Annotated in this window: 10 protein-coding genes; 5 read left to right on the forward strand and 5 right to left on the reverse strand. The window is 69.1% G+C overall.

All coding sequences use genetic code 11. The features are described from left to right. Positions 1–103: 103 nt before the first annotated feature. Positions 104–991 (reverse strand): alanyl-tRNA editing protein, encoded by an 888-nt coding sequence (locus ELQ92_RS01435; RefSeq protein ID WP_128497181.1) that lies wholly within the window; start codon positions 989–991, stop codon positions 104–106. 38 nt (positions 992–1,029) lie between these two features. Beyond that, the gene (locus ELQ92_RS01440; RefSeq protein WP_128497182.1) at positions 1,030–1,542 is read right to left on the reverse strand and encodes a DUF3515 family protein; all 513 of its coding nucleotides are present in this window, start codon (positions 1,540–1,542) and stop codon (positions 1,030–1,032) included. 143 nt (positions 1,543–1,685) lie between these two features. On the opposite strand from ELQ92_RS01440, the gene ELQ92_RS01445 reads away from it, so the two are divergent. The 3 genes from ELQ92_RS01445 to ELQ92_RS01455 all read left to right on the forward strand — a co-directional run bounded on the left by ELQ92_RS01445 (position 1,686) and on the right by ELQ92_RS01455 (position 5,176). Continuing rightward, on the forward strand, positions 1,686–2,951 hold the full coding sequence (locus ELQ92_RS01445; RefSeq protein ID WP_128497183.1) for a DUF3500 domain-containing protein: 1,266 nt from the start codon (positions 1,686–1,688) through the stop codon (positions 2,949–2,951). 144 nt (positions 2,952–3,095) lie between these two features. Continuing rightward, complete coding sequence (locus ELQ92_RS01450; protein ID WP_128497971.1) at positions 3,096–4,064, forward strand: aldo/keto reductase; 969 nt, start codon at positions 3,096–3,098, stop codon at positions 4,062–4,064. Further along, positions 4,061–5,176: an alpha-hydroxy acid oxidase gene (locus ELQ92_RS01455; protein WP_128497184.1), complete on the forward strand. Its 1,116-nt coding sequence runs from the start codon at positions 4,061–4,063 to the stop codon at positions 5,174–5,176. Before ELQ92_RS01450 ends, ELQ92_RS01455 begins: the two co-directional genes overlap by 4 nt. Positions 5,177–5,246: 70 nt before the next feature. On the opposite strand, the gene ELQ92_RS01460 is transcribed toward ELQ92_RS01455, so the two are convergent. Beyond that, on the reverse strand, positions 5,247–5,672 hold the full coding sequence (locus tag ELQ92_RS01460) for a DUF7882 family protein (protein WP_128497185.1): 426 nt from the start codon (positions 5,670–5,672) through the stop codon (positions 5,247–5,249). Between the two features lie 212 nt (positions 5,673–5,884). On the opposite strand from ELQ92_RS01460, the gene ELQ92_RS01465 reads away from it, so the two are divergent. Next, entirely contained in the window at positions 5,885–6,448 is a 564-nt protein-coding gene (locus ELQ92_RS01465; protein WP_128497186.1) for a MarR family winged helix-turn-helix transcriptional regulator, read from the forward strand. A 1-nt stretch (position 6,449) separates the two neighbouring features. Here ELQ92_RS01465 and ELQ92_RS01470 read toward each other — a convergent pair whose 3' ends face one another. After that, positions 6,450–7,340 carry an esterase/lipase family protein gene (locus ELQ92_RS01470; protein WP_128497187.1) on the reverse strand — a complete coding sequence of 297 codons (891 nt, stop codon included), beginning with the start codon at positions 7,338–7,340 and terminating at the stop codon, positions 6,450–6,452. 249 nt (positions 7,341–7,589) lie between these two features. Then, positions 7,590–9,143, reverse strand: a complete 1,554-nt coding sequence (locus ELQ92_RS16510) for a LuxR C-terminal-related transcriptional regulator (protein ID WP_166426665.1) — start codon at positions 9,141–9,143, stop codon at positions 7,590–7,592. Between the two features lie 466 nt (positions 9,144–9,609). Between ELQ92_RS16510 and ELQ92_RS01480 the strand changes: the two genes are divergently transcribed. Beyond that, a complete protein-coding gene (locus tag ELQ92_RS01480) occupies positions 9,610–13,596 on the forward strand; it encodes a DUF7507 domain-containing protein (protein ID WP_128497189.1) in 3,987 nt (1,328 codons plus the stop codon). Positions 13,597–13,753: the final 157 nt, after the last annotated feature.

The raw sequence follows: 13,753 nt of genomic DNA on the forward strand, positions 1-13,753 counted from the left end.
GCGGCAATACTGCCGCCCTCGTGGACTTGCGGCGCCGGCGACGCCGACACGAGCGGCTCGTTCGTGCAGCGTCACCCCGTTGCAACGCCGAGGACCCCGAGGCTCAGTCATCGCCGCTCGCGGGGATCGCGGTCGTCGTCATCGTCAGGACCGTCGCGCCATCCTTCGCCTCGCTCGCGAACCGGACCGCGACAGTCGAGAAGGCGCCCAACGCCTCGACGTGCGTCCCTCCGCACGGGATCGAGACGCTTCCCTCGGGGAGGTCGCAGACCCAGTCGCGCCGGTCGGTGAGCCCTTCGCCCGTCCGCTCGATGCGAGCGGCGGCGGCGCTCACCACCCAGTGGGCGAGGGTGTCGTCGACGCGACGGGCGAGGCCGTCGAGGTCTGCGAGGGATTCGGGGTCGAAACCCTTTCGGCGAAGCGACTTGCCGATGCGGTACACGTCGACGGAACCGTCGGGCGTGATCGTCGACGTCTCGATCGCGAGCGCGTCGAAGTTCGGCGATCCGGCGGCATCCGGCACGACGTCCTTGCGCCAGGCCTCCGCGAGAGCGCGGTTGAGTGCGAGCGACGCCAGGTGACACGCGGTGTGTCCGGCCGACAGCGCGCGGCGGTACTCTCCGTCGACCTCGACCCTCACGTGCTCGCCTTCGAGCGGCCCGGAATCCGTCGCGACGATGTGCACGACCACGAAGGCCCATCCGTCTGTCCCTTTCTTCACGGGAACGTCCGGTCCGACGAAGAGGGCGGTGCCATCGGTCGCGCCGACGACGGCGCCGTCGATGGCGACTGCGGTGCCGTCCGGCGAGCGGACGACTCCGCGATCGGCGGGCTGGTCGGGCCAGGCCGCATCGACGGCGTGGAACGACGTGCGGTCGAACACGAGCCCGATGCGCCCGTCGAGGAGCGGCTCGCGGTGGAGCACGACCCCGTCGGAGACGAGGGTGCCGGCGGGGTAGAGGACGAGGGTATCGGTGGAGGGAAGAGTCACCGCATCACGCTATCGCTGCTCATGAGACGGCGACCGTGTCACTCCGTGGTGTCGGGGATCTCGAGCTCGTCGGCACCGACGCAGGCGGTGAAGGGTGCGGTCGGGACGTTGGACACGGCGGGCTCGAGGTCGACGAGCGCCGTCGAGCCGTGCACGACGTCCGAGTCGACGATGACCTCGACGGCAGGGTCACGGCCGTAGGTGGTGAAACGGTAGTTGGGCGCGTCCGAGTCGTCGATGATCCAGTCGACGCCGTTGACGGTCGTGCATTCGAGCGTCGTGGGCTCGGGCACAGCGACGCCGCAGCGGAGCAGGATGGAGGCAGGGGATCCCCACGCACCCGTCGCTTGCGCGTCGGTGTCCCTCTCCGGCAGATCGGCGACGGTCGGGGGGAGCGCGACGGTCACGTAGGCGCAGTCGGCGTTGTTCGCGTCGTCGGCAGGCTGGAGCGACACCGCGGCAGCGCACCCCGTGAGGAGGGAGGCGCCGGCGACGACGAGGGTCGCGGACGAGACCAGCCGAAGGGCCGTCCGTCGAGAGCGCGTGATCATCGGATCCAGCCTAAACGGCCTCGCTGAGAGCTTCGCCGCGTCGCCCGGACCCGCGTCGCCGTCGGGTCGACACCCGGCGGCTCATGCGACCTTCATAGGAACAGCAGAGGATTCGCAAAGCGGGTCTCCTTAGCGTCGTGGACATGACGAACCCCATCGACTCCCTCGACTCAGCCCGCCCGCGGCGCGCGAAAGGCTCCCCGGTCCTCTGGCTCACCTCGGCGTTCCTCGTCACGAGCCTCGGCCTCTCGGGCTGCGCTGCAGCGGCGACCACCGCTTCTTCCTCTTCCTCCGCGAGTGGGACGAGTACGTCGCTCTCGACCCTCACCTCGGACAGCCTCTCCGCCTCGACGACGGCCGACACGATCACGAGCACGGCGGCGGCCGCCGAAGCGTTCCTCGCGATCCTCTCTGAGGAGCAGCAGGAGCAGGTGCTCTACGCCTACGACGACGAGACGAAGACCACGTCGTGGTCGAACTTCCCCGTGACCATGGTCGAGCGGGCGGGGCTGAATCTCACTGACCTCTCCGAGGAGCAGCAGGCTGCCGCGATGGCGGTGCTCGAAGCGCTCCTGAGCGACGAGGGCTACACGACCGTCACGGGCATCATCGGCGGTGACGAGTACCTCCTCGAGAACAGCTCGAGCACCGAGGAGTCGCTCGGTCAGTACTACATCGCCTTCTTCGGTGATCCGACGGACTCGAGCGCGTGGGAGCTGCAGTTCGGCGGGCACCACCTCGGGATCAACGCCACCCTCGACGAGACGGCCGATGAGATCACCTTCGCGCCGACCCACCTCGGCGTACAGCCCGCCGTCTACACCGACGCCGACGGCACCGAGGTGCAGCCCTTCGCCACCATCTACGAGATGGCGTTCGCCTTCTACGACAGCCTCACCGATGAGCAGAAGGCGGAGCTCTACCAGGGCGAGGAACCGGCTGCCATGGTCTGTGAGCCGGGGGGCACATGTGATTACCCGACGGGCACGGGCATCTCCGGCGCCGACCTCACGGACGAGCAGAAGCAGCTCCTCCTCGACGTGATCGCCAATTGGGCAGGACTCGCCGATGAGGAGACGACGGCCGAGGCGCTCGCCGAGATCGAGGCGACCCTCGACGAGACGTACGTGAACTGGTCGGGAGCGACGGTCTACGACATGTCACAGGGCGACGGCATCTCCTTCCAGATCTCCGGTCCGGACGTCTACATCGAGTTCGCCGCGCAGCGCGGGTCGGCGGGGGCGGACGTCGACGGCGTCATCACCTCAGGCTGGGGACACGTCCACACGATCTCCCGCGATCCGAGCAACGACTACGCACTGAGCGTCGAGCAGCAGGAGTCGAGCGGCGTGGGCGGCGGATCGCGACCGAGCGGCTCCGGGACCCCAGCCGAGGACGAGGACGAGTGACCCTCGTCCCCGATGCAGTCATCGAGCGCGCGTGGTCACGGGCAGCTCCCGCTGACAGGATGGACGTACGCCCCTCACCGATGAGACAGGAGACCCGTGAACGACGCAGCGCCGTTCTCACCCGCCCCGGAACGCTACGCGTCCATGAGGTATCGGAGGGCCGGCCGAAGCGGTCTCGATCTCCCGGCGCTCTCCCTCGGGCTCTGGCACAACTTCGGCGAGGGGCGCAGCTTCGAGTCGCAGCGTGCGATCGTCCGGCGCGCGTTCGACCTCGGCATCACCCACATCGACCTCGCCAACAACTACGGGCCGCCCTACGGCTCCGCCGAGCAGACGTTCGGGCGTATCCTCGCCGCGGATCTCGCCCCCTTCCGTGACGAGTTCGTGATCTCGACGAAGGCGGGCTACGACATGTGGCCCGGGCCCTACGGCGACGGCGGATCGCGGAAGTACCTGCTCTCGTCGCTCGATCAGAGCCTCACGCGCCTCGGCCTCGATTACGTCGACATCTTCTACCACCACCGCCCCGATACGACGACGCCGATCGAGGAATCGATGGGCGCGCTCGCGACAGCCGTCCGGCAGGGCAAGGCCCTCTACGTCGGCGTCTCGAACTACGATCCCGAGCAGACCCGCCGGGCGGCCGCCGTCCTCGGCGACCTGGGCGTGCCGCTCCTCATCCACCAGCCGCCGTACTCGATGTTCAACCGCACGGTCGAGGAGGGGCTGCTCGATGCCGTCACGGAGACGGGCATCGGCAGCATCGTGTTCTCACCGCTCGCGCAGGGCCTGCTCACCGACCGCTATCTCGACGGCACGGTCCCGAGCGACTCCCGGGCGGCGACGAGCCGGTTCCTCTCGGGGGAGCACATCTCGCAGACGTACCTCGACCGGGTGCGCGGCCTCTCGGCGATCGCGGCGGAGCGCGGACAGACCCTCGCGCAGCTCGCGCTCTCCTGGGTGCTGCGGCACGACGCCGTCACCTCCGCGCTCATCGGCGCGAGCAGCGTCGCCCAGCTCGAGCAGAACATTGCGTCGCTCCGCGCCCCGGCGCTCACCGCCGACGAACTCGAGCGCATCGACGAGTTCGCGGTGCACGGGACGGCGCGATGACGGACTCGTCGCTCCCGGCCTCACACGTCGACGCCGCCACGGCGGTCGAGCCCGTCGACATCTCGCGCGGCTGGCTCGCGGCGCTCGAGGAGCAGGCGAACGCGGCGCTGCCTCCGCATATCCGCGAGTACGTCGGCACGACCGCGGGTTCGGCTGAACGAGCGGCGCGCGATCTCGCCGAGTGGGACGCCGTGTCGTTCGCTCCACGGACCCTCCTTGGGGAACGGTCGCTCGATCTCGGTACCACCGTGCTCGGCCGGTCCGTATCCTCTCCCGTCCTGATCGCGCCGATGGCCCAGCAGGTGGGTGCGCACCCGGCGGGGGAGCGCGCGACCGCGGCGGCGGCGGCCGCTGTCGGAACGGTCATCGGTGTTTCCACCAACACGGCCGTGCCGTTCGGCGAGATCCAGGGCACGGGCGCCGAGTGGTGGTTCCAGGTCTATCCGCTCGCCGATCGCGCGGCGACGGAGCGGATCGTCGAACGCGCGGCGGCGGCGGGCGCCGCGGCGATCATCCTCACCGTCGACACGACGGCCCTGCTCGTGAGCGCGCCCGGGATCGAACCGACGGAGTGGCCCGAGGGACCGGAGCGGGCCCGCCTCGTCAACCTGACGGCCGCGGAACTCGCAGGACTCGAGGGCCGCCCGACGGTCGCCGCAACGCTCGACGACATCGCGTGGTTGACGCGCGCGAGTGGTGGACTGCCCGTCATCGTGAAGGGCGTGCTCCGCGGTGATGACGCCACGCGGGCCGTCGACGCCGGAGCATCCGCGGTGATCGTCTCGACGCACGGGGGGCGCCGCTCGGGAGCCTCCATATCGTCGCTCTCCGCATTACCGTCCGTGGTCGGGGCCGTCGGCGACGCCGCCGAGGTCTACGTCGACAGTGGTGTGCGTTCCGGTGGTCACGCGCTCGTGGCCCTCACCCTCGGGGCACAAGCGGTGTTCGTGGGTCGCCCGGTCATGTGGGGGCTCGCGTTGTCGGGCGCGGCAGGAGTCGAGCGGGTCCTCCGCGGTCTGAACGCCGAGCTCACCCTCGCGCTCTCCCAATCCGGCGCGACGTCGCTCGCCGGACTTTCCACCGAGCTCACCATCTCCCTCGGCTCACGCTGAACACGAACGCCCCGCGGGATCATGGATCTCGCGGGGCGTTCATGGTGGCGGCAACGCCGCGTGATGAGGGTCAGGCGGCTGCGACGGTCGCGCGCTGACGCCCGCGCGCGGGGTGGGCGGCTTGTGCGGCTTCCGCAGCGGCGTCGACGATCTTGCCGGCGGCGGCGACGACGGCCTCGGACTCGCCGTCGGCGGACGCCTCAGCCCCCTCGATGTAGGTGAGGCCCGCGCCGCTGTAGGACTGCTTCATGAGTTCTTCGAGCCACTCGCGGTCGAGCTGCTGCGAGGCCTCGGAATCGTAGGAGAAGGAGACGGCGGCTCCCGGGGTCATCCACGTGGAGCGACGCCGGCGGTCGGTACCGGTCCCCGTCACGAGCGTCATGACGAACGGTTCGTGGCGGCGGTAGCGCTGGAAGATGACGTACTGCAGGTGCGCGAGGGCGCGATCCTCGATCGTCACCGTCGTCGCGTCGGGGCCGTAAGTGAGCGTTGCCATGAGGTTCTCCATAACTGTGTTCCGGGGGCGTAGTTGCTCACGGTGCAGTGCTTCGCCCGGTGAGTATGTAGTTCGTCTAGCTACTTAGAAGACCATACTCACGTTGACCGAGAAAAGAAAAGTGGTGAATTCTCGCGGAACCCTACGCTAAGGTAGCTAGGCGTTCTAGGCATGCTGCTAGACCCTCTAGCAAAAAGGATGAGGTGGAACGAATGGAAGCCCCGTACCCCGATGGCGTCTCCGGTGACCTCATGGAGACCGAATCGGCAGACCTGTCGAGCGTCGCCCCGAACGATGCACGTGAACTCTTCGAGAGCGTCGATCACGGCACCCGTGCGAGCAGCGCCGATGTCCTCACCCTTCTCCGCGAGTACCGCGCCGCCGAGAACACCTCACGGCGAGAGTCGCGTCGGGAGACCGCGATGGGTGAGACCGACCTCATCGCCATGAGGCTGCTCGTCGAAGCGGAGTCGGACGGACGACGCCTCACGCCCGGTTCGCTCAGCACGTCGCTCGGCATCTCGACGGCGTCGACGACAGCGCTCATCGATCGGCTCGCAACTGCCGGCTTCGTGGAGCGCCGCCCCCATGAGACGGACCGCCGTTCGACGGTCATCGTTCCGACGGTGCGCAGTGAGCGCGAGGTCCGTGAGGCGCTCACCCGTATGCAATCGGACCTCGCGCGTGTCGCCGACGGCATGAGTCAACACGAGATCGACGTCGTCGCGCGCTTCCTCACGAACATGATCTCCGCCGTCCGCGGTAAGCGCGACTGACCTACCGCGGGTCGCCGTCCTGCCACACCGCCGTCGCCGGTTCCTCGTCGAGGGGAACCTCCGCCGCGTCCGGTGCGGTGACCGTGGAGTCGTCGGCGGAGTCCTCACGCGTCTCCGGTCCCGACGCGACCTCGGTGACGAGGAACTCGACGCCGTCGAGAATCGCGGCCAGCCCGAGCGGATCGCTGAGCAGCCGGAAGTGGCCCGGAACGTCGATCTCGACGTTCGTCGCGCCGGCGAGCTGGCTCCCGTCCGGGACATGCTGGTCGACGGGCGGATAGATCGACACGATCCGCGAGTTCACGTCGGCGTGCTTCGACAGCGACACGATCGTCGAGTCGGTGGGGAGGAAGGCGCGCAAGCTCGGGTCGAGGAGCCAGCGCGCCCATCGGGAGCCGGCGAACGGTGTGCACACGGCCACCATCCCGCGGATGTCGAGTCGTGTTCCCGCCGTGAGCATGAGGTGCTTGCCCACGAGCCCGCCCTTGCTGTGGGCGACGACGATGCGCCCGGCCGCGGGAGCGGGCCGACGGGAGAGTGCTCGGGCGAGACGTGTCGACGTGTCGACGACGGGTCGTCGGTTGTACCCGAGGCCGCGCACGACGGCCACGGGGTAGCCGCGCTCATTGAGCAGATCGGCGACGGGCTTCAGGAAGAGCCACGTCTCGTAGACGCCGGGTACGAGCACGATCGTCGGCTTCGACGGGTCGCCGTGTCGGTAGCGGTCCGGCGCGTTGCGCGTCACGAGGGCGCGGACGTGAACCCATCCGGCGATCGCGTAGTCCTCGGTGAACGCCGCGAGAAGGACGATCCCGCGGACAAGGCGATTCCCGTGCGCGGGCCGCCGGTCGGACGGTCGACGCGGCGACGTGCCCGGCTGCGTGATCCCCATGCCGGAAGTCTACGGAGCGCTCATCCGGCCGATCGAGGGGTGGACGTCGCCCGGTGAAGTGGGCGGGCCGGGTTCAGCCCGGCCCGCCCGGGCTCGACGCGAGGGGGGGCATCGAGTGGCCGACGCACCGGCCTCCTCCATGGTGATGGCTCCGCCGCACCAGTGCGAGAGCGGACGGGGTGGATTCGGGGGTCGAAATAGGGGCTGTCCGTGGAACCGGTCGGGCTCGGCCCGGTCGTCGGCATCGGGTCAGGCCAGACCCGCACGGTCCGCCAGGTCCGACGCTTCGGCGCGCGAATGCACGCCGAGTTTCCGGTAGATGCTGCGGGTGGTCCCTTTGAGAGTGTTCACGCTGATGTAGAGGGCTGAGGCGATGTCGGAGAACGAACGGTCGGACGCCAGGAGCGCGAGCACCTCACGCTCACGACGCGTGAGACGGCCGATGTCGTTCGATCTGTGACGGCCCGACGTGGTTCGGTTGAGGGCGTCAGGTGAGGCGGAGCTCGTGAGACCAGTGAGACCGATGAGCTCCCGGAGATGTTCGGGGTCGATGATCCCGTAGGCGCTATAGAGGCCTTCTGCCTCGATGATCGCGTGTGCGCTGCCGAAGGCGACGCTTGCCGACGACATCCGCCGCAATCCGAGTCGTGCTGCCGCCGTCAGCAACAGGGCACCGCCGCGGAGCCGAGGGCTCCCGCCATCGCCCGCGGCGGGCATCGCGTGAGTGATCGCGGCACGATACCGACCGGCCCGGTAGGCCGCAGCGGCAGCCATGACGCCGTCGAACGGTGTCTGGATCGTCGGCTCGGGTGGTGTCGGCGCGGCAGAGTTCTGGAGGAGCGCAATTCGGGCCGCTGCTGCCCCGACGTGCCGACGATTGGCGCCGTCCTGAACCAACGTGAGGGGACGACGCTGGATCTCAGCGTGCAGTGTCACGTGCATCTGCGCTGTTTCGCGCGATCCGCGCGCCACGAGCGCGCGCACCCACAACTCCGCCGCCCAGTAGTCGCGACTCGGAGCCTCAGCGAGCGCGAGAAGGCGCCGCTCGGCCGCCTCGGGATCGAGGCGGTCGTTCGAGATGAGCGCCGCGGCCAGGTGGAGGGGTGCGTCGTGGCGGGAGGAGAGTGAGCCCGTGCGTCGCGCCCGCTCCAACCAGCGCTCGGCGTCGGAGAGCCGACCGTGGTCCGCGTGGAGCCAGGCGAGGGCCGCGGCCGCGCGTCGTGCGATCTGTACCTGGCCCGTCAACTCGCCGAGGTCCCAGGCCTCCTCGTATTCGCGTGCCCCGCCGACGTCCGCGAGTTCAAAGGTTCGTCCCCAGCGTGCGAGGAGTTGAGGCAGTGCGTTCTGGGCGTCGGCCCGAGCGCGGTCCGAGGCTTCCTCGAGCAGGCGTCGCGCGGTCCGCGCGCTCTCGACGGCGAGGGCCAGCCGGCCGCTCGTCCGCTGCCCTGCCGATCGGGCGGTAGCAGCGACGAGAGCGTCGAGCAGATCGCTCGTCCGGGACTCCCTCCCGTACGCGTCGAACGGGAGGTCGTGGAAGCGCCCGGAGTCGTCACCCCTCAGGACGTGGCGCAGATAGTTCACAGCGATCAGCAGGCTCGGCATGGCGATGATCGCCTCGCCGGGGAGCGCATTGATGGCCGCGAGGAGGGCCGAGGGTCGGGTCGCCAGGAGTTGATCCCAGCGAGCCGAGATCATGCCGACCGCGGAGCGCCAGCCGTCTCGCGCTGAGACGACGGCGATGTGGTGGGCCAGATCCTCCACGCCACCGGTCGCTGAGCGGTCGACACCGAGCGCGCGGGTCATCGTCGGATGCGATGAAATGCGACGGTGAGGCGGGCGGAGGAAGGCACGGATCCCATGTTCGGACATGCCCGAACATCGTCCGCTGTCAAGGGCTGGAAACCACCCCCTCGTCCACCCGTTTCAACCCGAAAGGCCCTCGTTCGAGGGGCAATACCAGTCCGCTTTCGCTCGGGAGCTACTGATGAAGGCCGACGGTGCGGCGACCACCGCGCCGATCACGAGGGCGGAATCATGGGTGGGTTTCGGCGGTCTCGCTTGTCCAGCGTCCCGCCCTGACAGTTCGCTGTGATTGCGGAGCTTCGTCTCCGTACGTCGACAGACGTTTTTCGGATGCACTGAGATGAGGGATGAACGCGTGTCACTACGGGTCACAGCATTAAGGCGCGGCGGAGGTCGGGATCGCTTCCCGAAGCCGCGCGGTACGAGGCGCCTCAGGTCGACGATCGCGGCGGGGACCACAGTCCTCATGGCCGCGGCGTCGCTCGCTCTCGCGCCGCCGGCGGCGGCAGCCACCGTCTACGAGATCACCGGCGGCTGGGCGGAGAACACCCCCACCGAGGTCGCGAAGGGTGACGTGATCAACGCCGAGTGGCGCGTGAACGTCAACGACGACGCCGAAGCGCCGGCCAACGAGCCCGTGGAGAACGTCACGTTCACGGTGACGCTCGAGCACGGTCTGTTCCAGGGCATCCCCGACCTCTGCAAGACCACGGGCGTCGACCCGGTCTCCGCGTTGTCCGACGACAAGCTCACGCTCACGTGTAACCTCGGCCCCGTGCTCCAGGGCACCGCGGTCGTCGTCCAGACCCCCGTTGTGGCCGACGGGATCACGGGCGACATCATCAACGGCTCGGCCGAGATCAACGGTCAGACGGCGGAGCTCACGCCCATCACGATCCGCAACACGTTCGGCATGGACATGCTGTGGGGCACGCCGACGGCCACGCAGCTGCCACGCGGTGATGCCACTCACGACTTCGACTTCGAGTGGACGCTCTTCGCCGACGCGGGAAGCGACCAGGGGCCCGACACGGTCTCCTACGACCTCACGATCACGACGCAGAACAACAAGGAACTCTTCCTCGGCGTACAGAACAACACGGCGCCGTTCAACCAGCCCTGCGGGTATTTCGCGCAGAGCAATACGGCCGTCGGGCACCCGTACTCGCACCAGAACCCGAATGCGTACGGGGAGCGCCAGGCGCCCTTCGTCGACCAGTGCACGCTCACCAAGACGGGCCGCAACACGTTCCGTCTGACGCTCACGGGCATCGACTACTCGCAGACGATGGTTCCGACGCTCGACTCCGCAGGCCGCCCCCTGCCGGCGGACCGGGTGGCACTCGCCTCCGGCTCGATCTGGCTGCAGGTGCGAGACCTCACGGAGGGCACCTCGGCCAACCTGCGCTCCACGGCCCCCGTCTATCGCTCGGTCACGGGGCAGACCTCGCAGGACCTCGCGGGTAACAACACGTCGAGCAAGGTGCTCGTCCTTCCCGGCACGTGGAGCCACGCGTGGGCGCGCACGACCGGTGGCACCCCGTGGGACAACTCCTACGAGATGGCGCCGGGGGCTCAGGTGTACAGCTACACCAACGACACCCTGACCCAGCAGGACCTGCCTGCGAACACCGCGATGGGCGAGTGTGTCACACTCGACAGTGCCTTCGTCGACTACCGGGCGACGCAGGTGTTCCTCTACACCCCGGGTGACCCGGCCGGCACGCCGGAGACCGACATCCCTGGCCAGCTGCAGTGGTACGTCGGCAACGACCCGACCGTCACCCCCGGTTCCGGTGGGTACAACCCCGACGCCTTCCGCGGCTGCGGTGGCGGTGCCGGCTGGGTCAACGAGGAGCCCGCGGACCTGACGACGGTCAAGGCCGTGCGCTGGGCCGGTTTCACGACCGGTGATCTCGGCAACCAGTTCCTGCAACTGCGGGTGATCGCCGGTATCGAGGCCGACGCCCCCATCGGACAGGACATCTGGACCTGGGGTGCCATGATCCGCAACGGCGTGTGGAACTACCCGGCGCGCGGTGCGCTGCCCCAGGACCAGGTGTTCACGCCGACGCCGGGCGACCGGTACACCGGCACGCGCAACGGTCGTGACGTCCTCCACGTCATCTTCGCGGTGCCGAGCGTACGCAAGGCGGTCGACCGTTCGGTCGTGCGACCGGGCGAACCGGCGACCTTCACGCTCACCTACTCCGCCAACGGCTCGGGCGCGATCCCGGACACCGTGGACGGGTACCGCATCGTGGACACGCTCCCCGTCGGCATGACCTACGTCGCCGGGTCGTCGACTCCTGAGCCGACGATCACGACGGACGCCCAGCGGCGCCAGGTGCTCACGTGGGTGCTCGACGGCGTTCCGACGAACGCCCCGAACGTGCTCACGTACCAGTCGGTCGCCGGTGACACGGTGGAGCCGGGCCAGACGCTGACCAACACGGTCACGACGACGCTGCGCGGCGAGACCTCACGCCCCGCGACGGCGCAGGTCACGACGAGCAGCAGCGGCTACACGTTGCTCTCGAAGACGACCGACCAGTGGTTCATCGGGAACCCCGAGGGAACGGGCGACGGCGAAGGCTCGTGGACCGTGTCGCTGCGCTCGGTCGACCCGCTGCCGCAGGCGTACACCGACACGATCGACGTCCTCCCGTATGTCGGGGACGAGCGTGGCACGAGCTACACGGGGACCTACGAGGTGACGTCGATCGACGCCCCGGCCGGCGCGACGGTCTACTACACGACCGCCGATCCGTCGACGATCAGCGACGACCCCGCGCATGAGTCGAACGGTGCGGCCGGCGATCCGACGGGCAACGACATCGGCTGGTCCACCACGCCGGTGCCGAACCCCACGGCCGTCCGCGTGATCGGCGGCGTGCTCGACCCGGGCGCGACGTTCTCGTTCACGGTGAACATCGCGACTGACGGTGCCGAGCCGGGGGACGTCTGGGTCAACCGGGCGCAGACGCGTGCCGAGCACACCGGACTCATCATGCGCACGTCCGAGCCGCTCACGATGGGGACGTTCTACTCGGCCTCGCTGAAGAAGTACGTCCAGGACATCCACGGCGAATGGCACGACGCGAACGACGCGGCAGACTACCCGCGGTTCCGCATCGGCGACACCATCACGTACCGCATCGTCGTCGAGAACACGGGCCAGGGCACCATCCGCAACCTCACGGTGAGCGACGACAAGCAGCCGGAGCTCGGCGAGTTCGTCGTCGAGGAGCTCGCGCCCGGAGCGACGGAGTCGCACGAGTACGAGATCGTCGCAGACGACTCGCTCGAGCAGACGACCGTCAACAACGCGTGCGCCGCGGCCGACCAGCCGGAGGACTCCGAGGAGCCGGTGCAGGTGAACTGCGACCCGGCGGGGATCGAGCTCGTCGGTGACCCGACGCACGTGAAGTCCCTCATCTCGGCCGAGCCCATCGGCGATGGTCAGTGGGAGGTCGTGTTCGGCATCGACGTGACCAACGAGGACCCGTTCGACACGTCGTACGATCTCGACGACACGCTCCACTTCACGGAGCAGGCGACGATCGAGTCCGCCGTCGTCTCGGTCGCACCCGAGGGTGTGACGCTCGCCGAGCCCGCGTGGAATGGTCAGGACGCCGTTCGCATCGCGTCCGGCGTGCCGCTGCTCGCGTCCGATGACGAGGAGTACGAGGCGCACCACTACGAGGTCACCGTGATCGCCGACGTGCCCATCTCCCTCGACGGTGCAGGTTCCGGTGAGGACGATCCCACGCGGTGCGGGCCGGACGGGGACGACGCGGACCGCGCCTTCAACAACACCTCCGCGATGACCGACCCGTCCGACACGGTGGAAGAGGACCAGGCGTGCGCCGAGATCCCCTCCATCACGATCGAGAAGACGATCTCGTCGGGCCCCACGCCGATCGGCGGGGACCAGTGGTCGGTCGTCTACGACATCGTCGCCACGAACGACGGTGGTGTGGCCGGTGAGTACGCGGTCTACGACAAGCTGCTCTACGGCCGTGGCATCGACGTCGTCTCCGCCGACGTCGTCACCGCGCCGAAGGGTGCGAGCACGGAGGAGTCGTGGACGGGACTCGGGGACGGAGCCACCTCGGCGCCGAACCTGATCGCCTCCGGCGTCTCCCTCGACGCCGAGACCGCTCACACCTACCAGGTGCGCGTGGTCGTGCTCGCCGCGGCGGGGGAGGTCACCCCGAGTGCGGCGACGTGCCCCGAGCCGGGATCGGGTGATCGAGGCGGCCTCGCCAACTCGACCACGCTCGAGCACAACGGCAACACCGTGAGCGACGACGTGTGCCCGACGGTTCCGGGCCTCAGCTCGGAGCTCGCGGTCACCGGAGCGAGCGTCGGCGGAGCCCTGGGGCTCGGAGCCCTGCTCATCGCGCTCGGTGGGATCCTCGTCCACCGGCGCCGCCGGCAGCTGGCGTAATCGAGTGAGGAGCGGCCCGTTCGTGTCGTGACACGGACGGGCCGCTTTCTCACGTCCGCGACGGCGGAATCCACGGGCGTCCCCTCGGGCGGACGGCCGGCTCCGTCTAAACTGGGAGGCAAGACTGCCCGGCGATCCGGCCGCGGCACGACCACAT

Source organism: Labedella populi, assembly GCF_004078655.1.
Lineage (GTDB): Bacteria > Actinomycetota > Actinomycetes > Actinomycetales > Microbacteriaceae > Labedella > Labedella populi.